This window comes from Streptosporangium sp. NPDC020072, from assembly GCF_040631445.1.
Lineage (GTDB): Bacteria > Actinomycetota > Actinomycetes > Streptosporangiales > Streptosporangiaceae > Streptosporangium.
In genome coordinates, this window is the sequence record NZ_JBEYAB010000002.1 from 429906 (window position 1) to 451957 (window position 22052).

Below are 22052 nucleotides of genomic sequence, written 5' to 3' on the forward strand. Positions count from 1 at the left end.
CCTCAAAGTATTGATTTGTGACGCTATGTCGGCAATTATCCCCGAAGTAGCGTTTCAGCGATTTGAGGTAGACATGTCCGGATTCTTGAGCTCGGTCGTCGCCAAGGCCGTGGCTCTTCTGCTCGAAGCCCTCATCATGCGCATCGTGCAGTCGCTCACCCTCGCCATGATCCGTCGCGGCGGCCTCCTGCCCGCCTGACCCCGATCTTCACGGACCCGCCGGCGGGCCCCTCAGGGGACCCTCAGCGGGCCCGGCTGTTGATGAGCCGGGCGACCTTGCGGTGCTCGGGTGAACGCAGCACCCGCTCGGCCTCGTCCGGGTCGGCGACCGGCGCCTTCACCAGCAGGCCCCGGTTGAACTTCAGCTTCAGCAGCCGCCGTACCGACTGGTCGAGCCGCGCCCTGGAGATCTTCCCCGACTTCACCGCGGTCAGCACCCCGTCGTAGGCCGCCGAGTAGTTGGGCGGCATCAGAAGCAGGTCCGCCCCCGCCTGTACGGCCCGCACCGCCACCTGGGCGTCGCCGTACTTCTTGCGCACCCCGGCCATGTCCAGCGCGTCGGTCGAGACGACGCCGTCGAAGCCGAGCTTGTCACGCAGCAGGCCGGTCAGGATCGGCTTGGACAGGGTGGCCGGGTCGCCCGACGGGTCGAGCTTGGGCATGACCACGTGGGCGCTCATGATCGCGTCGACGTCCGCACCGATCGCGGCGGCGAACGGAGGGGCGTCCAGCTTCTCCCACTGGGCCCGGGAGTGCTGGATGACCGGCAGCCCGGTGTGGCTGTCCACGTTGGTGTCGCCGTGCCCGGGGAAGTGCTTGGCCGTCGAGGCGACGCCCGCGTCGTGGAAGCCCTGGACCGCGGCGGCGACCATGGGCGAGACCTTCTTCGGGTCCGAGCCGTAGGCGCGGGGACCGATCACCGGGTTGCGCGGGTTGATGTTCACGTCGGCGACCGGGGCGAAGTCGAGGTTGATGCCCAGCGCCTTCAGCTCGGCGCCGGTCACCTTGGCGGCCCTGCGCGCCAGCGACGGGTCGCCGGTCGAGCCGATGACCGAGGCCCCCGGCATGTCGGTGACCAGCGGCGCCAGGCGGGACACCCGGCCGTTCTCCTGGTCGGCGCCGACGAGCAGCGGAATCCTCGGGGAGGCCTTCTGCAGCCCGTTGGTGAGCGCGACGACCTGCCGGACGCCCTTGACGTTGTTCGCCCAGGGGAACAGGATCACCCCGCCGGGACGGTACTTCTCTATCACCTTCGCCGGGGTGTCCACCCCGTAGCGGGCGCGGTTCTCCGGCGAGGAGGTGTCGGCGGCCGGGCCGTACAGAACCGGCATGAAGAGCTGGCCGACCTTCTCCTCCAGGCTCATCTTCCGCAGCACGGCCTCGACCTGGGCGGGAGAGCCCGCAGGAGGGGCCGTGGACGGCTCAGGCGAGGACGCGGAGGGAGATGCCACCGAGGGCGAGGCCGCCTGGGCCGAGGCGCTCCCGGCCTGGCTCTCCGCCCTGACAGGCGCCGAGGCCCCCGTCGCGGCACATCCGGCCACCATCGTCGCGATCACTGCGAGACCAGTCGTGCGAATACACCGAACCATGGGTTCCACGCTATCCGCGTCACGGACTCCGACACGCCGCGCCTCCCCGTTACGGAAAAGACCTCAGAGGGCGAGTCCGGCAAGTTCCGGCAGGTGGGCGCGGGCCGCGGCCCTGGCGTCCGACGGACTGGAGGCCGCCAGCGCGGCCTGCGCGGCCAGCACGCACCGCTCCCGCGTGTGCAGCGACAGAGCCGCCCGTACGGCGGGCAGCGCGGTCGGCGCCATCGACAGTGAGGTGACGCCCATCCCGACCAGCACACAGGCCAGGGCCGGGTCCCCGGCGGCCTCCCCGCAGACCCCGCAGGACCTGCCTCGCTCGGCGGCGCCGTTGACCGCCGCGAGGACCAGGTCGAGCAGCGCGGGCTGCCAGGGGTCGTGCAGCATGCCGAGTCCCCCGACCTCCCGGTCCGCGGCCAGGGTGTACTGGGCCAGGTCGTTGGTGCCGATGGAGAAGAAGTCCGCCTCGGCCGCCAGGTCACCGGAGCGCAGGGCCGCCGAGGGGATCTCGATCATCACCCCGGCCGAGGCGATCCCGGCCTCCTTGCACGCCGCCACGTACCAGGCGGCCTCCTGCCTGGTCGCCACCATCGGGGCCATCACCTGGAGCTTGGCCGAAGACCGCGCGGCCGCCCTGGCCAGCGCCCTGAGCTGGGTCTCCATGATCTCCGGGTACCGCTGGAAGAGCCGCAGACCGCGCTGGCCCAGCGCCGGGTTGGGCTCCTTGCCGGGCGGCGGCAGGAAGGCCAGCGGCTTGTCCGCCCCCGCGTCGAGTGTGCGCACCACGACCCGCCCGCCGGGGAAGGCGTCGAGCACCCCGAGATAGGCGGCGACCTGCTCCTCCTCCGAGGGCGGCGCCGTCCTGTCGAGGAAGAGGAACTCGGTGCGGTAGAGCCCGACCCCCTCGGCGCCGTGCCGCAACGCCCCCTCCACGTCACGCGGCCCGCCGACGTTGGCCAGCAGCGGCACCGGATGACCGTCCGCGGTGGCCCCGGGGCCGGTGGCCGCCGCGAGCACGGCCTGCCTCGCCGCCGCGGCCCTCGCCACGGTCTCCACCTCCTCCGGGGAGGGGTCGAGCCGTACGAGGCCGGAGAAGCCGTCGACGAGCACCTCGGTCCCCGCGGCGACGGAGGCCGCCCCCGGGCAGGCGACCACGGCCGGCACGCCCATGGCCCTGGCGAGGATCGCGGTGTGGCTGGTCGGCCCGCCCTGCTCGGTGACGAACGCCGCGACCACCTCCCTGGACAGCGCCGCCGTGTCCGCGGGCGCCAGGTCACGGGCCAGCAGCACGTACGGCCGGACACCGGGCGCGGGCAGCCCCGGGGCGGGCAGTCCCTCAAGGAGGGCGACGACCCTGTCCCGCACGTCGTCCAGGTCGGCCGCGCGCTCACCGAGGTATCCCCCGGCGCCGACGATCATCTCGCGGTATCCGCCGAACCCCTCGTAGACGGCCCTCGACGCGTTCATCCCGGCGTCGATCAGCCCGGCGACCCCGACGGCCAGCCCCGGGTCGCGCGCCATCAGCGCCTGGGCCTTGAGGATCTCCTGGGCCTGGCCCCCCGCCCTGGCCCCCCGCTCCTCCAGGTCGGCGGCGACCCGTTCGAGGGCGCGGGCGGCCCTGGCGCGCTCGGCCTCGGCGTCACCGTCGTGACGGGCGTCGGCGTCCGGCACGGGGACCTCGCGTGAAAGGACGTATCCGGGCCCGGATCCGACACCCGGGCTCACGCCGACCCCCGTGAGCGCGTTCATGGAGCCGATGCGATGAGTGCGAGCTCGTCCAGCAGCTCGTCGGCCCCCTCGCCCTCCGCCTCGATCACCACGGTGTCCCCCTGCCGGACGTCGAGGGAGAGGACCGCGAGAATGCTCTTGGCGTTCACCGGCTCCCCGCCCTTCTTGGCGACGGTCACCTCAAGGGACGCCTTGGCCGCGGTCTGCACGAACGTCGCGGCGGGGCGGGCGTGCAGGCCGACCTCGGACTCAACGGTGACTTGGCGCTGGGCCACGTGCTCCTCCTGCAGGGTCGACCGGGCGGTCTAGACCGCCCGGATCATCGAATGGTGGATGGAGGCCAGTCGACCGTCGTCAGGTCGGTGACCACAAGGTCCGCCTCGGCCAGCTCGGAGCCCTCGTGGGTCGTCGCTATCCCCACGCATGTCATACCCGCCGCCTTGGCCGCCGCAATCCCCGCGATCGAATCCTCGAAGACGACGCACCGCGCGGGTTCGACGGCCAGCCGCTCCGCGGCCAGCAGGAACCCCTCGGGGTCGGGTTTGCCGACGGTCACGTCCCGGGAGGAGACGACGGTCAGCACGAGGTCGCTCACCCCGGCCTCGGCGAGCCTCTTGTCCGCCCAGTCCGGGTGGGCCGAGGTGACGACGGCGATCCGCGCGCCGTACTCGGCGGCCCTGCGCATCAGGTCGGCGGCGCCGGGAACCTGGGTGACCTCGGGCAGTCCCGGGTGGTCGTGGAAGGAGCGGACCTCGGCGAGCAGGTCGTCGATCGCGACGCCGGGGAAGAGATCGGTCCGCTCGGCTAGGACGTCACGCCCCCGCCGCCCGATGAATCCGCGTAACACGTCGCGGTCGTGGCCGACCCCGTGCCTGTCGAACAACATGGCCCACATGGCCTGGCTCCGCCGCTCGGAGTTGATGAGCGTGCCGTCCAGGTCGAACAACGCAGCATCCATGGTCGTCCCCGCTAGAGATCGTCGTGGTCTTCGCGGGCCCCACTGCCGCGCGAAGGGCTCACACCCCGGGGAAGGGCTCACGTCCACACGAAGAGCTCGTCTCCTGTGCGCACCGGACCGTCGGCGATCCTGGTGACGGCCTCCGTGACGGCGTCCAGCGCCACGACGGGGCAGACCGGACAGCGTCCGCCCGCCTCGACCTCAGCGGGGTTCCAGGCGACCACGGGCTGACCCGCCTCCACCCTGTCACCCTCCGACGCGAGCACCTCGAAACCCTCACCTCTGAGCTGGACGGTGTCGATACCCAGATGGACCAGGACCCCTCTGCCGTCGTCGCCGACGACGACGAAGGCGTGCGGGTGGAGCTTCACGATCTTACCGGCGATGGGAGCGACCGCCCGGCCCGGCTCCCTCAACGGCTCGATCGCCAGCCCGGGCCCGACGAGGCCCTGCGAGAACACCGGGTCGGGTACGGCTCGCAGAGCGAGAGCCGCTCCCGCGACCGGGGCAAGCACGGTGGTCATCACACCCCCTTGGCGCCCCACGCCGTCCCCCCACCGGTGAGGGTGAGAGGACGGCCCGGCGTCTCCTAGCCGATGATGTCCTCGATGTCGCTGGCGATGGTGTCGGCCTCGGGGCCGACCACCACCTGGACGATGTTGCCCGCGGCCATCACTCCGTGCGCGCCCGCCGCCCGCAGAGCCGCCTGGTCGACCTTGGCGGCGTCGTGCACCTCGGTGCGCAGGCGGGTGATGCACGGCTCGATCTCGATGATGTTCTCCGCGCCACCCAGTCCCGCGATGATCGCGTGGGCGTCAGCCGCCATGTCGTCCTCCAGTCGTCATCGGTCTCTGACCAGGCTAAACGACCCGAGACGATCAGTCCGTCTGGGTCACCTTGTTGAGACCCCTGGGGGCGTCGGGGTCGATGCCGAGCCTGCGTGCCAGGGCCTCGGTCAGCAGCTGGCCGGGGACGATGAGGCCGAGCGGGGCGACCCACTCGGGGAGGTCGGGGCCGTTGAGCGCGGCGGTGCCGACCGCGGCGAGCGCGGTGCCGCCGCCGACGGTGAAGGCGGAGGCGCCCGCCCCGGTGACCCGCTCGGCGAGCGCGACGGTCCCGGCCAGGGTGGGGCCCTCGCCCGCGGCGACCAGGAGGGCGGGGGTGTCCTCGTCGACCACGGCGATCGGGCCGTGCAGCAGGTCGGCGTACGACAGGCCCATGGCGTGCAGGTAGCAGGCCTCCTTGAGCTTCAGGGCCAGTTCGAGGGCGGTGGAGAAGGCCAGTCCCCGGCCGGAGACCACGACGCCGGGCTTGTCCGCCAGGCCCTCGACGATCGCGTCCAGGTCGCCGGGCTCGGCGATCAGCTTCTCCACCGCGTCCGGGACCCGCTGCAGGTCGGCGGCGTCGACGTCGGCGCCGAGACCGAGTCCGAGCACGGCCAGCGCGGCGAGCTGGGTGGTGTAGGTCTTGGTCGCCGGGACGGCCTTCTCCTCACCGGCGAGCGTGCACAGGGCCAGGTCGGCGGCCTGGGCGAGGGGACTCTGCTCGCCGCCGTTGGTGATGGCCACGGTGCTGGCGCCGCAGTCCTTGGCCCAGGCGAGGGTCTCGACGATCTCCTCGGTCCTGCCGGACTGGGAGAGGGCGACCGCGAGCACCCCGTCGAGGTCGAGCCTGCGCCGGTAGGTGGTGGCGATCGACGGCGCGGCGAGGGTCGACAGGCGGCCCGCGTGCGCCTCGGCGAGGTAACGGCCGTAGACTGCGGCATTGTCGGAGGTACCGCGGGCGATGAACAGTAGCTGGCGAGTCTGTCCCGCGAGCCGTTCCACCTCCTCGACCCTGGGGAGGAGGGCGTCCAGCGTGGCTCGCAAAGCGGCGGGCTGCTCAGCGATCTCGCTGCGCATCTTGGTCGTCATCTCGCGCTCATCCTTCGGTCGGACGGACGGAGATCGGGCCGTTATCGATCCGTCGCCGGTCCGCACATTGACACCCTTTTCCGGCCTGTGGTCTAGTCCGGACTAGACCAGTACGAACCATAACTCATCCGTACTTCTCAGATCGAGAGGGGAGGATCTCGTGGCCCAGATCGATCCGGACAGCCCTGTCCCCAAGTACTTCCAGCTTCGCGAGATCCTGCTTGACCTGATCGAGAACAACGAGCTGCCGATCGGCGCGGCGATCCCGTCCGAACGCGAGCTCTGCCAGCGCTTCGAGCTGTCCCGCATGACCGTACGGCAGGCGGTCGACCACCTGGTCTCCGAGGGCAGGCTGCAGCGCGTCGCGGGCAAGGGCACCTTCGTCGCCCGCCCCAAGATCGAGATGGCCCTCAGACTGACCTCCTTCAGCGACGAGATGCGCGCCCGTGGCATGGAACCGGGATCACGCGACCTCGACCGCAGGATCGTCAGGGCCAGCGCGCACCTGGCCAGGGAACTCGGCATCCACCCCGGAGACGAGGTCCACTTCATCGAGCGGCTGCGCACCGCGGCCGACGAGCCCATGTGCATCGAGCGGGCCCACATCCCGGTGTCCCTCGCCCCCGACCTCGACGCCCACGACCTGACGGGCCGGTCCCTGTACGCCCTGCTCGAAAGCCGGTACGGTCTGATCCTCGACGCGGGTGAGCTGACCATCGACGGCGGAATCGCCGACCCGGGAGACGCCGACCTGCTGAAACTGCCACGTGGCGGCGCCGTGCTGCTGCTCCAGCGGCGTTCCTTCGCCGGGAACGTCTGCGCCGAGCTCGGGGTCTCCACCTACCGAGCCGACCGCTACCAGCTCCGCACGGTCCTGGAGACCCCGGCACGCCGCACCTGACCTCCTCGCGATCCCCACCCCCCTGGAGGAAAGTCCGATGAGTTCCCCCTCAACGGACGCGGGACGCCCTCCCGCCCCGCCCTCGGCCGGGTCCGCCGTGATGAGCGTGCTCCAGCGCCTGGGACGCTCCCTCATGCTGCCGATCGCGATCCTGCCCGCCGCGGGACTGCTGCAGCGGCTCGGCTACGACGACCTCATCGGCCGCACGGACAACGTCCTGCTCGACGACATCGCCCACGTGATCGGCACCGCGGGCCAGACCCTCTTCGACAACCTGGCGCTGCTGTTCGCCGTCGGCGTGGCGATCGGGTTCGCCCGCAAGGCCGACGGCTCGACCGCGCTCGCCGCGCTCGTCGGCTACCTCGTCTTCCACGCGGTCAGCATGACCATCTTCTTCGACCTGTTCGACCCCGCCCTGAAGGACACGATCTCCAAGAAGCTCTTCAACCCGGCCCATCCGGGCGTCCCCGACGTGGTGCTCAACCTCGGCGCGGAGAACCCGACCCGGGTGCTCGGCGGCATCGTGATGGGCCTGGTCTCGGCGACGCTGTGGCAGCGGTTCTACCGGACCAAACTGCCGACCTGGCTGGCCTTCTTCAGCGGACGCCGCCTGGTGCCGATCATCACCGCCTTCGCCGGTCTGATCATCGGTGTCCTGTTCGGCTTCGTCTGGCCGGTCATCGGCAACCTGATGAGCGTGTTCGGCAACTGGCTCGCCGCCCACAGCGTCGCGGGCGCCGGGATCTACGGCATGTTCAACCGGGCGCTGCTGCCCCTCGGGCTGCACCACATCGTCAACAACGTGGTCTGGACGCAGGTCCCCGACTGCGTGGTCAACGGCAAGCGACTCGCCGGGGACCTGATCTGCTTCAACAACGGCGCCCCGGGCTTCGGCGGCTTCGAGGCGGGCCTGTACCCGGTGCTGATGTTCGGCCTGCCCGCCGCGGCCCTGGCCATCTGGCGGGCCGCGCCGCCGCACCGCCGCAACGCGGTCGGCTCGATCATGGTCTCCGCGGCCCTCACCGCCTTCCTGACCGGGATCACCGAGCCGATCGAGTTCGCCTTCGTCTTCGTCGCCCCGGTCCTGTTCGTGGTCCACATCGTCCTGACCGGCATCTCCCTGGCGGTCGCCTCGGCCCTGGGCGCCAAGCTCGCCTTCAGCTTCTCCTCCGGCCTGATCGACCTCGTCCTGTACGGCACCGCCCCCAACGCCGAGGGCATCCCGATCATCATCGTGATGGGCCTGGTCTACGCGGTGATCTACTACGTCGTGTTCAGCTTCCTGATCAGGAAGCTGAACATCATGACGCCGGGCCGGGAGCCGGAGGCCGACACCGAGTCCGGCTCCCCCGCGGTGCCCGAGCAACTCCCCGAACCCGCTGAGCCCCCCGCTGAGACCCCCGAGCCCGCCGAGGCCGTACCCGCAGAACGGAAGGCTGAGCGGCCCTGAGGCCGTGTATCCGCCGCGCCCGGTGGTAGATACCAGACATCCCCCGCCATCGACAGGCAGGGGGACCGGCAATGGGCACGGCGGCCGTGGAGCGCGGCCCTTCGGGGTGGGCGTCGGCTCTGGCGATCCTGCAGCGCGTCGGGCGCTCGCTCATGATGCCCATCGCGGTGCTGCCCGCCGCCGGACTGCTGTTCAGGTTCGGCCAGGAGGACATGCTCGGGCGGACGGACAACCTCTTCCTCGACCAGGTCGCGGGCGTCTTCGCGGCGGCCGGTGGCGCGCTGTTCGACAACCTGCCGCTGCTGTTCGCGATCGGCGTGGCGATCGGGTTCGCCCGCAAGGCCGACGGCTCGACCGCGCTCGCCGCGCTCGTCGGCTACCTCGTCTTCGACCGGGTCAGCAGGACGCTGTTCTTCACCTCGGCCCCGGCCTCCCAGGTCTACAAGAAGGTGGCGCTGACCGTCGTGGGCCCTGACGGACGGCCCGTGCCCGCGCTCAACCTCGGCGTCCAGAACCCGACCGGGGTCCTGGGGGGCATCGTCATCGGCATCGTCGCCGCCCTGCTCTGGGAGCGGTACTACCGGATCAAACTGCCCGCCTGGCTCGCCTTCTTCGGCGGGCGCAGGTTCGTCCCCATCGTCACCGCCGTCTCCGCGCTCGTCCTCGGCGTCGTCTTCGGCCTGCTCTGGCGGCCCGTGGGCGACTGGCTCGCGGGCGTGGGCGACTGGCTCGCCGCCCACGGCACCGCGGGCGCCGGACTGTACGGCGTGGCCAACCGGCTGCTCATCCCGATCGGCCTGCACCACTTCCTGAACACGATCGTCTGGTTCACCCTGCCCGAATGCCACGCCGGGGTCCAGGGCGCGACCAAGAACGCCGCAGGCGACCTGAACTGCTACTTCGCGGGCGAGCAGGGCGCCGGGATCTTCATGACCGGCTTCTTCCCGGTCATGATGTTCGGCCTGCTCGGCGCGGCCATCGCGATGTGGCGCGCGGCCCCGAAGGAGAAGCGGGGCGTCGTGGGCGGCATCATGCTCTCGGCCGGTCTCACCTCGTTCGTGACCGGCATCACCGAACCGCTCGAATTCGCCTTCATCTTCGTCGCGCCCACGCTGTTCGCGGTGCACGCGGTGCTCACCGGGATCTCGATGGCCCTGATGGCCGAGTTCGGGGCCAGGCTGGGGTTCACCTTCTCCGGCGGCGCCATCGACATGCTTCTCAACGCGGGCAAGTCCAACACCCACGAACTCGCCCTGATCATCGGCTTCGGCCTGGTCTACTTCGTCGTCTACTACCTGCTGTTCACCGTGCTGATCAGAAGGCTGAACCTGGCGACCCCTGGCCGTGAGCCCGAGGAGGCCCCCGCCGCCTCGCCGTGACCCGTTCCGGTCGTCCGTGGAAGGGACGGCCCGGACGCCGGAACCGCAGGGCACCGCTCCAGCTTCGGGTGATTCGCCACGCCCTTTCCGTGCCCTTCACGGAGGAAACACCACCGGACGCCGGAAAGCTGGCGTGCCACGTATTCGGCGGCAGGACCGGAAACTCCTAGCTGTGTCAGCCCCTCGCAGGAGAAACCGGAGCCAGCATGCCGCGCCCCTCGCACCTCCCCCGCGTCACGTCCTCCTCCACCGTGGAGCCGCTCTACGACGACGAGCGGCCCTCCCCGAAGGCCACCGCCGCGCCGCCGTACGTCCAGGGCGCGCTCGCCCTCGCCCTCGACCACGAGACGGGGACGGCCGGGCCACCGGGGCCACCACCCGCGGTCCCCGAGGGGAGGCGGCTGCGGGCCCTGTGCCAGGCCGTCGCCGAGGTCCTGGCGGGCCTGAGGCCGCCCTCCAGCGTCGCCTCCCACCTCACCGGCAGGGCCGGCAACGAGCTGGCGCGCAGCGGAAGGGTCATGCGGTGCGCGCGGCCCCCGCGGACCGGCGTCCCCCACGTGTCCCAGCCGCGTGACGGGGTGGTGGAGATGTGCGTCCTGGTGCACTGCGGTGACCGGTCACGGGTGCTGGCGCTGCGGCTTGAGCGCGTGGGCGCCCGCTGGCTGTGCACGGACGTCGAGACGGCCCCCTGAGAGCCCCGGAGAGCCGCCTGCCGCTCGCGGCCCTTCTTTCCAGGGAGAAAGCCCACAGGGCCCGTACGGGATCGTACGGGCCCTGTGAAGCGGGTGGATCAGACCTCGGCGTTCCTGGGGTCGCCGTGGCAGCGCTTGTACTTCTTGCCGGAGCCACAGGGGCAGGGGGCGTTGCGCTCGACGTTGCCGTAGGCGTCGCGCTCGGCCTTGGTGCTGACCCTGGTGTGCTCGACGTCGCCGCTCTCGCCGGGCGCGGAGTATTCGAGCTCGGCCGGGCGCTGCGGACCGCGCAGGCCCCGGGCGATGATGGAGCGGGTCTCGGCGATCGCCTCGTCCTCGTGCTCCTCCTGCTCCTCGACGATCGGGTTGGTCTGGACCTCGACCTCAAGGTTGAACAGGTAACCGACCGACTCCTCCTTGATGCCGTCGAGCATCTGGGAGAACATCTCGAAGCCCTCGCGCTGGTACTCGATCAGCGGGTCGCGCTGGGCCATCGCGCGCAGGCCGATGCCCTCCTGGAGATAGTCCATCTCGTAGAGGTGCTCACGCCACTTGCGGTCGAGGACCGACAGGATGACCCTGCGCTCCAGCTCCCGCATGGTCTCGGCGCCGAGCTCCTCCTCGCGGCGGTCGTAGGCCGCCGTCGCGTCGGCCTTGACCTTCTCGGCGAGGACTTCCGCGGTGAGCTCCTCACGGCCGCCGACCTCCTCAAGGAGGTCGTCCAGGCCGAGGGTGATCGGGTAGAGCTGGCCGAGCGCCTTCCACAGCTTGTCGAGGTCCCACTCCTCGGCGAAGCCCTCCGCGGTCGCGCCGCCGACGTACTCCTCGATCACGTCGTTGACGAAGGTGCGGATCTGCTCCTGCAGGTCGGCGCCCTCAAGCACGCGGCGACGCTCGGCGTAGATCACCTTGCGCTGCCGGTTCATGACCTCGTCGTACTTCAGAACGTTCTTGCGGATCTCGAAGTTCTGCTGCTCGACCTGGTGCTGGGCGGAGGCGATGGCCTTGGAGACGATGCCCGACTCGATCGGGACGTCGTCCGGGATGTTCAGCCGCGTCATGATCATCTCGACCCTGGCCGAGTTGAACAGGCGCATGAGGTCGTCCTCAAGCGAGAGGTAGAAGCGCGACTCGCCCGGGTCGCCCTGACGGCCGGAACGACCGCGCAGCTGGTTGTCGATACGCCGCGACTCGTGGCGCTCGGTGCCCAGCACGTAGAGGCCGCCGAGCCCGGTGACCTCCTCGTGCTCGGCCTGGACGGCCTCCTTGGCCTTCTCCAGCGCCTCGCCCCAGGCCTTGTCGTACTCCTCCGGAGTCTCGACGGGGTCCAGGCCCCGGCCGCGCAGCTCCAGGTCGGCGCGGAAGTCGGGGTTGCCGCCGAGCATGATGTCGGTGCCTCGACCGGCCATGTTGGTCGCGACGGTCACGGCGTGCTTGCGGCCCGCCTCCGCGACGATCGACGCCTCACGCGCGTGGTTCTTGGCGTTGAGGACCTCGTGCTTGACGCCCTTGCGCTTGAGCTCCCTGGACAGGCGCTCGGACTTGGCGACGCTGGTGGTGCCGACGAGGACCGGCTGGCCGCGCTCGTAGCGCTCCTTGATGTCCTCGACACAGGCCAGGAACTTGGCGTCCTCGGTCTTGTAGACCACGTCGGCCTGGTCCTTGCGGATCATCGGCCGGTTCGTCGGGATCGGGACGACGCCGAGCTTGTAGGTCTGGTGGAACTCGTTGGCCTCGGTGGTCGCCGTTCCGGTCATGCCGGACAGCGTGGTGTAGAGGCGGAAGTAGTTCTGGAGCGTGATCGTGGCGAGAGTCTGGTTCTCGTCCTTGATCTTCACGCCCTCCTTGGCCTCGATGGCCTGGTGCATGCCCTCGTTGTAGCGGCGGCCGTGCAGGACTCGACCGGTGAACTCGTCGACGATCAGGACCTCGCCGTCGACGACGATGTAGTCCTTGTCCTTCTTGTAGAGCTCCTTGGCCTTCAACGCGTTGTTGAGGAAGCCGACCAGGTGGGTGTGCTCGGGCTTGTAGAGGTTGTCGATGCCGAGCCAGTCCTCGACCTTCTCCACACCGGACTCGAAGATGCCGACGGTGCGCTTCTTCTCGTCGACGGAGTAGTCGCCGGTGTTCTCCTCGCCGTCCTTGCCCTCGGTGCCCCTGCGGAGCCTGGGCACGATCTTGGCGAACTCGGAGTACCACTTGCCCGACTGCTCACCGGGACCCGAGATGATCAGCGGCGTCCTGGCCTCGTCGATGAGGATCGAGTCGACCTCGTCGACGATGGCGAAGTTGTGGCCGCGCTGGACGCACTCCTCCAGCGACCAGGCCATGTTGTCGCGCAGGTAGTCGAAGCCGAACTCGTTGTTCGTCCCGTAGGTGATGTCGCAGTTGTACTGCTTGCGGCGCTCATCCGGCGGCATGTTCGCCAGGATCACCCCGACCTCAAGACCGAGGAAGCGGTGGATGCGCCCCATCTCGTCGGCGTCACGCTTGGCCAGGTAGTCGTTGACCGTGATGACGTGGACGCCCTTGCCCGAGATGGCGTTGAGGTACGCCGGGAGCGTACAGGTCAGGGTCTTGCCCTCACCGGTGCGCATCTCGGAGATGTTGCCCATGTGCAGGTTGGCCCCGCCCATGATCTGCACGTCGAAGTGGCGCTTGCCCAGGACACGCTTGGAGGCCTCGCGAACGGTGGCGAAGGCCTCGGGCAGCAGGTCGTCGAGGGACTCGCCGTCGGCGTGACGCTGCTTGTACTCCGCGGTGAGGGCGCGCAGCTCCGCATCGCTCAGGCCGATGAAGTCGTCCTCGATGGAGTTGACCTGGTCGGCGATCCGCTTGAGCTTACGCAGAAGCTTGCCTTCGCCTGCGCGAAGAATCTTATCGAGAAAGGCTGGCACTTTAGGTAAGGCTCCTCGCAGGTCTTCCGTGGCCGGACGGCTCCGGATGAGGACGAGTCATGGTTCTCCGCTGCCATCGTAGGCGGTTCCACCACCCGACACAGCCACCTGAAAGACGCTCTTCGTGTCCGCGGAGTTCCCGGCACCCTATTCATAGAGGCTAGTGCTCACTTTAAAGGGTATGTCGCTTTGCAGAGTTGTATGACGATGAGTCAGGCCGTACGGCGCGTCGCGCCCGGGCCCCGAAGTCCCTGATGACACCGGCGTAGCATTTTCGTCGGTGTGGCGCGCTAGCCTCTGGGCCATGCTGACGTGTTCTCTCCCCGCCATCCGGCCATGACGCTCACCCTCTCCCCGGACGAGGCCCGCCGGATCATCCTGCACGCCCAGGGGTTCCTGGGGGCCGACGCCCGGCGCGCGGGCGTCGCCGCCACCCTGCGCCGCCTCGGCGCGGTCCAGCTCGACACGATCTCCGTCCTGGCCCGCTCCCACGAGCTGATCGCCTACGCCCGTCTCGGCGCCGTCGGCAGGGCGGAGATCGAGCGGGCCTACTGGGACGAGCCCGCCCGCGCCTTCGAGTACTGGTGCCACGCCGCCTGCGTCCTGCCGATCGAGGACTGGCCGCTGTACGCCTTCCGCAGGAGGCACATGCGCTCCTGGAAGCACCGCAGGGACGACATCCCCGCGACCATGGACAAGGTGCTCGACCAGGTCCGTGAGGCCGGCCCCGTCACGGTCGCCGACATCGGCGGCAGCAGGAAGGGCGGCGGCTGGTGGGACCGGTCGGACACCAAGATCGCCATCGAGTGGCTGCTCAACGTGGGCGAGGTCGTGTGCACCCGCCGTACCGGATGGCGGCGTGTCTACGAGCTGGCCGAGCGGGCGGTGCCCGCCCACCTGCTGGCCGAGGACCTCTCCGACGCCGAGTGCGTCACCCGTCTCGCCACGGTCGCGGGCCGCGCGCTGGGGGTGGCGACCCGCGCCGACCTGGTTGACTTCCTCCGGCTTCGTGCCCCGGAGGCGGCGCTGCTCGACGCCGCGCTGCTCGACGGCTCGGCGGGGCTCACCCCCGTGCGCGTCCCCGGCTGGCCCGAGCGCTCGGCGAACGCGTGGGCCGACCCCGTGGCCCTGGAGACCGAGCCGAAGGGACGCCACCGCACGGCTCCGCTCTCGCCGTTCGACTCCCTCGTCTGGGACCGCGCCCGCACCGCCAGGGTCTTCGGCTTCAACCACCGGCTTGAGGCCTACGTCCCCAAGGACAAGCGCGTCCACGGTTACTTCACCATGCCGGTGCTCTCCGGCGGCCGTCTGATCGGCAGGATCGACCCGGCCCGCCAGGGGACGACGCTGGTCGCGCGGCAGGTCGGCGTCGAGGAGGGCGTCAGCCCGCGCAGGGCCGCCCAGGGGATGGCCGAGGCCCTGTGGGAGGCCGCGAGCTGGGTCGGCTGCGACGACGTGCGGGTCGACCGTGTCGATCCCCGGCTCGCCGCGCCGTTGTTCGAGGCCCTGATGCGCTGAGCGCTCGGGCCGGGGTTCCGGCCGGTTCCCGTGGGACCCGGCCGGAACCGGCCGTCAGGTGATCTCCAGCATCCGTTCTCGGACCGCGTAGACCACGGCCTCCATCCTGGAGTGGAGTTGCAGCTTGTCCAGGATGTTGCGGACGTGGTTCTTCACGGTGTTCTCCGAGATGAACAACTGCTTGGCGATCTCGCGGTTGTTCATGCCCTTCGCGACCAGGCGGAGCACCTCCATCTCCCGGTCCGTCAGCCTCGGGACCGGGAGCTGGGGGGGACGCTCCGCCTCCTTGCGGCTCATGTTGGCGAACTCGGTGATCAGCTTCGCGGCCATGGCCGGATTGATCAGCGACTGCCCTTCGTGAACGCCGCGCACGGCCTCGGGGACCTCGTCGAGCTGCACGTTCTTCAGCAGGTAACCGGTGGCACCCGCCTTGATCGCGTCGAAGAGGTCCTCCTCCTCGTCGCTCACCGTGAGCATGATGATCCGCGTGCTCGGCACCGAGGCCTTGATCTCACGGGCGGCCTCGATACCGCTCCTGCGCGGCATACGGACGTCCATGAGCATGACGTCCGGGGTGAGACGGTCGGCGAGCTCGATCGCCTCCTGCCCGTCGCTCGCCTCACCCACCACCTCGATGTCCGTCTCCGCGCTCAGCGCCATCTCCAGACTTCGGCGGATCAGCGCGTGATCGTCGACGATCAGCACGCGGATCGGGTCGCCTCGCCTGGCAGGGCGGGTCGCTTCGTCGGGTTCCGTCACGCCTCCTCCTCGGGGGGCCAGAGCCGTTGGACCGCCATGATTACACGGGTTTCAGGTCCTAGGGTTGGTCGGAGAGGATCTTCGAACGCGACCGTCAGGATTCGACGAGCCGCAGCACGCCGTAGTTGTAGCCTTGCCGGAGGTACACGACGCTCGGCTGCCCGCTCTCCTTGTCACGGAACAGGTAGAAGTCGTGTCCGACCAGCTCCATCTCCAGGAGGGCCTGGTCGACGGTCATCGGCTCGGCCTGGTGGTGCTTCTCCCGCACCACCAGCGGGCCGTCGCCGTCCATCTCGATCGGGACGATGGCCTTGTCCTCGGAGTGATCGGCGTCGTCCTCACGCCTGCGGGTCCCGTTGAGGGAACCGGTGTCCGCCCGCACGGTGTCGGCCTCGGCGGACTCCGCGAGCGCGGTGGCGGTCGCGGTCAGCTCGGCGACGGAGGGAGGGCAGTGGTTGCCGTGGTGGACCTTGCGTCGGTCGGCCAGGCGCCTGAGCCTTCCCTCAAGCTTGCCGATGGCGATGTCGAGGGCGGCGAAGCGGTCGTCTGCGGCGGCCTCGGCGCGGACGGCCGGGCCCCGCGAGTGGATGGTCAGCTCGACCCGCTCGCGCGATCCGTTGATCCGCTCGTTGGTCTCCCTGGTCACCTCCACATCAACGCTGATGAGCTTGTGGTCCAGACGCTCGATCTTGGCCAGCTTGGTTGTCACGTGGTCTCGGAATCGGTCACTCACTCCGGTGTGCCGACCCTTGACGATGATTTCCATGCACAGCCCCCCTTCGAACCTCGACGGTGGTACAGCGGCACCCGCTCGGCCGACCTGGTCTTCGTCCCCACATCCGCCTGCTGAGGGTTTCGCAGCTCTTTGCCACTACATGCCCTTCTCTTCTGGCGAGGAACATCTGGCTCCTCGGGAAGGCAGGACTTACCTCTAAGCCGCACCGTGATCGACCGACGAAAAGTCGTCTTACGTGGACCGTTTAGCCTGCGGCTGGCATCGGCTAGCCAGGCCGGCCCCCCAGAGGGAGTCGGTCCGGCGCAACCACGGACCCGAGCGGGTGCCATGGCACAGACGCTATCCGCATCGGGGCCGAATGTCAGCCTGGGAGACCGCCCGAACCTCACGTTGTGTGATCTCCAGGGAAGGTCTCCCGTCGGAGAGTCCCGCCAGGATCAGGCGATATACCCATATATGGACACTTCCCATATCCATCCATCAGCGGCGAACTTCCACCCGGGACAGGGAGATCCGACGCCGTGGTGACAGGCCCGTTCCCCTGCCCGCTCACCCTCGGTGACGATCGCGGGGTCGCTCCCACCGGCGTGTCGCGGCGACCGTCGCGGCCAGACGCGCCGTGATCCCGGCCGCGCCCAGCGCCCTGGCGGCCTCCGCCAGGGTCGCTCCGGTGGTGACGATGTCGTCGACCAGCACAACCGCCCCTGGGCCACCCCAGAATCCCGGCACAGGGCCGTTCCGGCCGGCTGCAACCCTGAATGCCCCGGAGAGGTTCGCGACCCTCTGCGACGAACTCAGCCCCGCCTGGTCGGCGACACGGCGGCGTTGCAGGAGCAGTCTCTCCACCGTCGCGGGCCACCCCGCCGAGCGGAGGTAGGCCGCCGCCAGCGTGGCGAGCCGGTTCACCGGATCGTGCCCGCGCCGCCTGCCGGCCGAGCGCGCGCTGGGCACCGGGACGAGGACGACGGGCCGCCCGCCCGCCCCCGCGGCGACCGCCAGCGCCAGTGCGCCCGCGAGCGGGGCGGCCAGCGCCGTACGGCCGTGCTCCTTGTAGGCGAGGAGGGCGCGCCGGACGGCCCCGGAGTAGTCGGCGGCCGACCAGCACTCGGGCAGGCCGGGCGGGGACGGGTCGGGTGTCCTGCGCTCGGGCTCGCCGTGCAGCAGCGCGGCGCAGCGGGGACACACGAGGGCGTCCGCCGCGCCGCATCCGGCACAGCGCGCGGGCAGGACCAGGTCGAGCAGAGCGGTCGGCACGGAACCAACCGTGCCAGGCACCACCGACAAACCACCGACGAGCCGCGCCTCAGTCCAGGGGGTAGGCGGGGAAGGCCGGTCCCTGCTCGGCGAAGTCCGTCCTGCCGTTCTCGTTCTTGACCCGGGGCTCCCACTTGGAGGAGGTCCAGTAGAGGATCTGCCGCTTGCCGTCGTCGTCGACCGCTCCGGCCAGCAGGGAGCCGTCCAGGGCGGTGATGTTCTGGATGCCCGTGTTGGAGGGCAGCGACTTCGACTCTCCGGTGAGCGAGACCTCAAGCAGGTCGGACTTGTCGGTCAGGACGTAGAGGGTCTTGCCGTCCTTCCAGGCGATGTCCCTGATCTTCTGCTTGTCCTCGACCGGCACCACGACCTGCAGGTTCGTGATGCGGGTCGCGCCGCCCCTGCCGATCACCGTGCCGACCTTGACCTGCTCGCCGGTGCCGTCCCGCACGACGACCGCGACGTGCACGCCGTCCCGCGCGACCTTGAGCAGGCTGACGTGGACGGAGTCCAGGTCGGGGGCCGAGACCGCGTACCGCTGCCCGTCGCGGATGCGGATGACCCGGGAGGTGTGGTCGTCGGGGCGCTCGACCGTCCACAGCGTCTGGTAGCGGTCCCAGCACGGCGGGGCCAGCGACCGCCCCGTCGCCCACTGCCGCCACTCGCCACCGGTGGCCAGCGGCGCGACCGACAGCGCCGTGCCGTTGTGGGAGAGGGCCGCCACCTGGGCGTGGGCACTGATCGCCATGTCGGTTCTCGTGCCGTCCTTCTCCCCCGCCTTGCCCAGCACGGGCTGACCGGTGTTGTCCTTGCCCAGCAGCCACAGCGCGTCGTCGGCCACGTAGTAGGGGTAGATCTCGCCGGGCGCCATCCAGGGGTCGAACCTCGTCTGCTCCTGGGCGTCGACGGTGAGCGGGTTGTCGGTGTAGTACGGCTCGCCCCTGACCCTGACCTCGAAGCCCCAGCCGCCCTTGGTCAGCGCGGCGAGCGTCCCGGCGAGTTGTGCCGTCATCGGCCCGACGAGGTCGGGGGCGACCCGGTTGGTCAGGTCGACCACGACGCGGTTGTCCTCGGTGGTGACGTCGATGAGCCTGGTGCCGTCGAACGCCGAGCGCACCGCGCCCTTGAGCGAACTGCTCGGTCCCTGCAGCAGCCGTTCCACGGTCGTCTTCGCGAAGTTGGAGGCGGGGTCGATCGGCACCCTGACCTGGTCGATCACCAGGCCCTTCTCCTCGGCGTCGAGGAAGTAGAGGTCGACCTTGAGGTAGGCGCGCTCGGCGTCGGCCTCCGACAGCAACAACCCCGGGGGCGCGCTGTCGATCCGCCAGCCGCCGGCCCCCTTGACCAGGACGAAGGGCTCGTTCAGCGGTCCGCCGCTCGGCCGGTAGCGGCCGTCCTGGTCGATGAGCGCCGTGACGGTCCCCTTGAGGGTCACCCGGGTGTCCTTCTCCCCCTCCCCGACCTGCACGACCGGGGGCTCGCCCTGCCGGTAGACCGTGACCCCGCTCTGCGGGTTCCAGGTCCTGGCGAAGGAGTCGGTGAGGTACTTGCGCGCCACCTCACGCCCGGGGTCGTCCACGCTCGCCATGGCGGCCTTGAACCCGTTGACGACGTCGGCCGCCGACCAGTCGGCGCTCGGCGCCACCGCGATCACCCGCGCGTACGGGTCGCCGAGCGGGTTGCCCTTGTGGCCGTTCTCCCCCACGGTCGAGTGCATCCCGACGGGGATGACCGAGCAGGAGGCCAGCCCGCAGGCCAGCGCGGCCACCAGGGCCGTCACCCCCGCGCGGGCCCTGAGAGTCCTAGTCGGCATCGCGTCCCCCGTCGGCCACCGCCGGAGAGAGCACCGGCGTCATCTGTCCCCGCCACGTGCGCCGCATCTCCACCTCCGGCGGCACCAGCGGCAGCGGTGAGCCCCGCAGCGGCGCCCCGGCGACCCTGGGCAGCGAGAGCCTGAACTGCGAGCCCTCCCCCGGTACTCCCCACGCCTGCAGCCAGCCGCCGTGCAGCATGGCGTCCTCGCGGGAGATCGCCAGGCCGAGGCCGGTGCCGCCGATGGTCCGCGCCCGGGAGGGGTCGGCCCGCCAGAACCGGTCGAAGACCATGTTCTCCTCCCCCGGTTTCAGGCCGACCCCGTGGTCCCGTACGGCCACCGCGACCGCGTCGCGGTCGGCCCCGACGGAGACGACGATGTCGCGGCCCTCGCCGTGCTCGATCGCGTTGAACAGCAGGTTGCGCAGGATGCGCTCGACCCGGCGGCTGTCCATCTCGGCCATGCAGGGGTCACCGGGCAGCCGCAGGTCGAAGCGGGTCGAGTGGCGTTCGGCCAGCGCCTCGGAGTCGGCGACCGCGCGCAGTACCACGTCCCTGATGTCCACCGGCTCGATGTCCAGCTCGGCGGCGCCCGCGTCGTAGCGGCTGATCTCCAGCAGGTCGGCGAGCATCGACTCGAACCGGTTCAGCTGGTTCTGCATCAGCTCGGCCGAGCGCGCGGCCATCGGGTCGAAGTCCTCGCGGGCGTCGTAGAGCAGGTCGGCGGCCATCCGCACGGTGGTCAGCGGGGTGCGCAGCTCGTGCGAGACGTCGGAGACGAACTGCCGCTGGACGTGGGAGAGCTCCTCCAGCTGGTGGATCTTCAGCGCCAGGGTGGTGGCCATCTCGTTGAAGGAGGCGGCCAGGCGGGCCAGGTCGTCCTCCCCCCTGACCTTCAGGCGCTCGTCGAGGTGCCCGTTCGCCAGCCGTTCGGCCGCCTGGCGGGCCAGCCGTACGGGGGTGACGACCTGGCGGGTCACCAGTGAGGCGATGGCCGCGAGCAGCAGGACCAGGGCGGCGCCGACCAGGATGAGCATCTGCCTGACCGAGGTGAGGTTCTTCTCCTCCTCCTCAAGCGGGATCAGGTGGTAGATCTCGTAGCCGTCGTCCAGGCCGGTGCCGTAGGTGTCGAGCCGGGTGCCGATCACCAGGCCGCGCACCGGCTCGGGCCTGCCCATGTAGCGCAGGTTCCAGTACTGGGTGCTGTCCTCGTCCGCGGGCTTCCTGAGCACCTCCTCGCGCAGCTTGGGAGGGATGCTCGCCGGGTCGATGTTCGTGGTGCCGTAGAACTCGCCCGGCCGGTTCTCGTTGCGGACGATCACCGAATATCTCACCGCGGGTCCCGCCCGCGCCGCCAGCGCCGCCAGCGCCCGGCCGAGCGGGCTGTCCTCGCCCTGCTGCGCCCCCTGGCCGGGGTCGGTCGACTGCTTCGAGGCGTCGCCGTCCTGCTGGTTCAGGTAGACGAGCACCGCCTTGCGGTCGGCCTGCGCCTCGCTGCGCGCCGCGCGGTCCCTGGCCCCCAGGATGGTCGCGCTGATCGACTGCATGAGGAAGACGCCGAGCACGGCGACGACCACGATGGAGATGACCATCGTGCTGGTGACCACGTGCAGCTGCAGGGAGCGCCGCCAGACCCTGCGCACGCCGCCCACCGCGCGCCGTGCCCTGCGCCGTCCCCCCCTGACGATCTGCGGGAGGGTACGGCGGCGCCTCTTCTGGGTGGGCATCTCGGGAGTCCCGGGGAGGCCGCAGGCCTAGGCCGGACCGGCCTTGTAGCCGACGCCGCGCACGGTCACCACGATCTCGGGGTGCTCGGGATCCTTCTCGATCTTGGCGCGGAGCCGCTGGACGTGCACGTTGACCAGGCGGGTGTCGGCCGCGTGACGGTAGCCCCAGACCTGTTCGAGCAGCACCTCCCTGGTGAAGACCTGGCGCGGCTTGCGGGCCAGGGCGACCAGCAGGTCGAACTCAAGCGGGGTGAGGTTGATGGTCTCCTCTTCGCGCTTGACCGAGTGACCGGCGACGTCGATGGTGATGTCGCCGATCTGCAGGATCTCCGGCGTCGGCTCGTCCGTGCGGCGCAGCCGCGCGCGGACCCTGGCGACCAGTTCCTTGGGCTTGAACGGCTTGACGATGTAGTCGTCGGCGCCGGACTCCAGGCCGAGGACGACGTCGATGGTGTCGCTCTTGGCCGTCAGCATGACGATCGGCACGCCGGACTCGGCGCGGATGCGCCGGCACACGTCGATGCCGTCGGCCCCGGGAAGCATCAGATCCAGCAGCACCAGATCCGGGCGGGTGTCACGGAACGCGTCCAGCGCCTTGTCCCCATCGGAGACGAAGGAAGGCTCGAAGCCCTCCCCGCGTAGCACGATGCCGAGCATCTCGGCGAGAGCGGCGTCGTCGTCGACGACCAGCACGCGTCCTTTCATGGCCCCTCATTCGTTTTACGCAGTTTGGGAGTTTTTG

20 protein-coding genes are annotated in these 22052 nt (G+C 70.2%); 6 read left to right on the forward strand and 14 right to left on the reverse strand.

Features of this window, described 5'->3' with window-relative positions; translation table 11 throughout:
* Positions 1 to 73 precede the first annotated feature (73 nt).
* A complete protein-coding gene (locus tag ABZ470_RS05180; RefSeq protein ID WP_362910078.1) occupies positions 74 to 199 on the forward strand; it encodes a hypothetical protein in 126 nt (41 codons plus the stop codon).
* Positions 200 to 242: 43 nt separating this feature from the next.
* On the opposite strand, the gene ABZ470_RS05185 is transcribed toward ABZ470_RS05180, so the two are convergent.
* The 7 genes from ABZ470_RS05185 to ABZ470_RS05215 all read right to left on the reverse strand — a co-directional run bounded on the left by ABZ470_RS05185 (position 243) and on the right by ABZ470_RS05215 (position 6185).
* Positions 243 to 1556: a glycoside hydrolase family 3 protein gene (locus tag ABZ470_RS05185; RefSeq protein ID WP_362910080.1), complete on the reverse strand. Its 1314-nt coding sequence runs from the start codon at positions 1554 to 1556 to the stop codon at positions 243 to 245.
* A 96-nt stretch (positions 1557 to 1652) separates the two neighbouring features.
* Positions 1653 to 3335 (reverse strand): phosphoenolpyruvate--protein phosphotransferase, encoded by a 1683-nt coding sequence (gene ptsP / locus ABZ470_RS05190; protein WP_352009835.1) that lies wholly within the window; start codon positions 3333 to 3335, stop codon positions 1653 to 1655.
* Positions 3332 to 3589 (reverse strand): HPr family phosphocarrier protein, encoded by a 258-nt coding sequence (locus tag ABZ470_RS05195; RefSeq protein WP_352009836.1) that lies wholly within the window; start codon positions 3587 to 3589, stop codon positions 3332 to 3334. The genes ptsP and ABZ470_RS05195 overlap by 4 nt, the downstream gene beginning before the upstream one ends.
* A 44-nt stretch (positions 3590 to 3633) precedes the next feature.
* Positions 3634 to 4272, reverse strand: coding sequence for an HAD family phosphatase (locus tag ABZ470_RS05200; protein WP_362910082.1), 639 nt, complete (start codon positions 4270 to 4272; stop codon positions 3634 to 3636).
* A gap of 77 nt (positions 4273 to 4349) precedes the next feature.
* Entirely contained in the window at positions 4350 to 4796 is a 447-nt protein-coding gene (locus ABZ470_RS05205) for a PTS glucose transporter subunit IIA (RefSeq protein WP_352009838.1), read from the reverse strand.
* Positions 4797 to 4861: 65 nt separating this feature from the next.
* On the reverse strand, positions 4862 to 5098 hold the full coding sequence (locus ABZ470_RS05210; RefSeq protein WP_352009839.1) for a PTS glucose/sucrose transporter subunit IIB: 237 nt from the start codon (positions 5096 to 5098) through the stop codon (positions 4862 to 4864).
* 52 nt (positions 5099 to 5150) lie between these two features.
* Entirely contained in the window at positions 5151 to 6185 is a 1035-nt protein-coding gene (locus ABZ470_RS05215; RefSeq protein ID WP_362910084.1) for an SIS domain-containing protein, read from the reverse strand.
* A 160-nt stretch (positions 6186 to 6345) separates the two neighbouring features.
* Between ABZ470_RS05215 and ABZ470_RS05220 the strand changes: the two genes are divergently transcribed.
* The 4 genes from ABZ470_RS05220 (at position 6346) to ABZ470_RS05235 (ending at position 10607) form a co-directional block, all read left to right on the forward strand.
* The gene (locus tag ABZ470_RS05220; protein ID WP_352009841.1) at positions 6346 to 7086 is read left to right on the forward strand and encodes a GntR family transcriptional regulator; all 741 of its coding nucleotides are present in this window, start codon (positions 6346 to 6348) and stop codon (positions 7084 to 7086) included.
* A 37-nt stretch (positions 7087 to 7123) separates the two neighbouring features.
* Positions 7124 to 8536, forward strand: coding sequence for a PTS transporter subunit EIIC (locus tag ABZ470_RS05225; protein WP_362910086.1), 1413 nt, complete (start codon positions 7124 to 7126; stop codon positions 8534 to 8536).
* Positions 8537 to 8607: 71 nt separating this feature from the next.
* A complete protein-coding gene (locus tag ABZ470_RS05230; protein ID WP_352009843.1) occupies positions 8608 to 9915 on the forward strand; it encodes a PTS transporter subunit EIIC in 1308 nt (435 codons plus the stop codon).
* A 206-nt stretch (positions 9916 to 10121) separates the two neighbouring features.
* Complete coding sequence (locus tag ABZ470_RS05235; protein WP_362910088.1) at positions 10122 to 10607, forward strand: Rv3235 family protein; 486 nt, start codon at positions 10122 to 10124, stop codon at positions 10605 to 10607.
* A gap of 98 nt (positions 10608 to 10705) precedes the next feature.
* Here the strand turns inward: ABZ470_RS05235 and secA are convergent, their stop codons facing one another.
* Positions 10706 to 13504 carry a preprotein translocase subunit SecA gene (gene secA / locus ABZ470_RS05240; RefSeq protein WP_362910090.1) on the reverse strand — a complete coding sequence of 933 codons (2799 nt, stop codon included), beginning with the start codon at positions 13502 to 13504 and terminating at the stop codon, positions 10706 to 10708.
* A 336-nt stretch (positions 13505 to 13840) separates the two neighbouring features.
* Between secA and ABZ470_RS05245 the strand changes: the two genes are divergently transcribed.
* Positions 13841 to 15022 carry a crosslink repair DNA glycosylase YcaQ family protein gene (locus ABZ470_RS05245; protein WP_362910092.1) on the forward strand — a complete coding sequence of 394 codons (1182 nt, stop codon included), beginning with the start codon at positions 13841 to 13843 and terminating at the stop codon, positions 15020 to 15022.
* Between the two features lie 54 nt (positions 15023 to 15076).
* Here the strand turns inward: ABZ470_RS05245 and ABZ470_RS05250 are convergent, their stop codons facing one another.
* From ABZ470_RS05250 to mtrA, 6 genes are all read right to left on the reverse strand, one after another.
* A complete protein-coding gene (locus tag ABZ470_RS05250; RefSeq protein WP_184713016.1) occupies positions 15077 to 15781 on the reverse strand; it encodes a response regulator transcription factor in 705 nt (234 codons plus the stop codon).
* Positions 15782 to 15875: 94 nt separating this feature from the next.
* Positions 15876 to 16547, reverse strand: a complete 672-nt coding sequence (gene raiA, locus ABZ470_RS05255; protein ID WP_352009847.1) for a ribosome-associated translation inhibitor RaiA — start codon at positions 16545 to 16547, stop codon at positions 15876 to 15878.
* Positions 16548 to 17066: 519 nt separating this feature from the next.
* Positions 17067 to 17771 (reverse strand): phosphoribosyltransferase family protein, encoded by a 705-nt coding sequence (locus tag ABZ470_RS05260; protein WP_362910094.1) that lies wholly within the window; start codon positions 17769 to 17771, stop codon positions 17067 to 17069.
* A 49-nt stretch (positions 17772 to 17820) separates the two neighbouring features.
* On the reverse strand, positions 17821 to 19584 hold the full coding sequence (locus ABZ470_RS05265) for an LpqB family beta-propeller domain-containing protein (protein WP_362910096.1): 1764 nt from the start codon (positions 19582 to 19584) through the stop codon (positions 17821 to 17823).
* Positions 19574 to 21310 (reverse strand): MtrAB system histidine kinase MtrB, encoded by a 1737-nt coding sequence (gene mtrB, locus ABZ470_RS05270; RefSeq protein WP_362910098.1) that lies wholly within the window; start codon positions 21308 to 21310, stop codon positions 19574 to 19576. Before mtrB ends, ABZ470_RS05265 begins: the two co-directional genes overlap by 11 nt.
* A 27-nt stretch (positions 21311 to 21337) precedes the next feature.
* Complete coding sequence (mtrA, locus tag ABZ470_RS05275) at positions 21338 to 22015, reverse strand: MtrAB system response regulator MtrA (RefSeq protein ID WP_030907316.1); 678 nt, start codon at positions 22013 to 22015, stop codon at positions 21338 to 21340.
* Between the last annotated feature and the right edge of the window lie 37 nt (positions 22016 to 22052).

Excerpts from the sequence above, each read along its gene's own strand:
- ABZ470_RS05180 (WP_362910078.1), top strand. The coding sequence starts at position 74 with ATGTCCGGATTCTTGAGCTCGGTCGTCGCCAAGGCCGTGGCTCTTCTG.
- ptsP (WP_352009835.1), bottom strand. The coding sequence starts at position 3,335 with ATGAACGCGCTCACGGGGGTCGGCGTGAGCCCGGGTGTCGGATCCGGG.
- ABZ470_RS05200 (WP_362910082.1), bottom strand. The coding sequence starts at position 4,272 with ATGGATGCTGCGTTGTTCGACCTGGACGGCACGCTCATCAACTCCGAG.
- ABZ470_RS05205 (WP_352009838.1), bottom strand. The coding sequence starts at position 4,796 with ATGACCACCGTGCTTGCCCCGGTCGCGGGAGCGGCTCTCGCTCTGCGA.
- ABZ470_RS05210 (WP_352009839.1), bottom strand. The coding sequence starts at position 5,098 with ATGGCGGCTGACGCCCACGCGATCATCGCGGGACTGGGTGGCGCGGAG.
- ABZ470_RS05215 (WP_362910084.1), bottom strand. The coding sequence starts at position 6,185 with ATGACGACCAAGATGCGCAGCGAGATCGCTGAGCAGCCCGCCGCTTTG.
- ABZ470_RS05225 (WP_362910086.1), top strand. The coding sequence starts at position 7,124 with ATGAGTTCCCCCTCAACGGACGCGGGACGCCCTCCCGCCCCGCCCTCG.
- ABZ470_RS05230 (WP_352009843.1), top strand. The coding sequence starts at position 8,608 with ATGGGCACGGCGGCCGTGGAGCGCGGCCCTTCGGGGTGGGCGTCGGCT.
- ABZ470_RS05235 (WP_362910088.1), top strand. The coding sequence starts at position 10,122 with ATGCCGCGCCCCTCGCACCTCCCCCGCGTCACGTCCTCCTCCACCGTG.
- ABZ470_RS05245 (WP_362910092.1), top strand. The coding sequence starts at position 13,841 with ATGACGCTCACCCTCTCCCCGGACGAGGCCCGCCGGATCATCCTGCAC.
- raiA (WP_352009847.1), bottom strand. The coding sequence starts at position 16,547 with ATGGAAATCATCGTCAAGGGTCGGCACACCGGAGTGAGTGACCGATTC.
- ABZ470_RS05265 (WP_362910096.1), bottom strand. The coding sequence starts at position 19,584 with ATGCCGACTAGGACTCTCAGGGCCCGCGCGGGGGTGACGGCCCTGGTG.
- mtrB (WP_362910098.1), bottom strand. The coding sequence starts at position 21,310 with ATGCCCACCCAGAAGAGGCGCCGCCGTACCCTCCCGCAGATCGTCAGG.
- mtrA (WP_030907316.1), bottom strand. The coding sequence starts at position 22,015 with ATGAAAGGACGCGTGCTGGTCGTCGACGACGACGCCGCTCTCGCCGAG.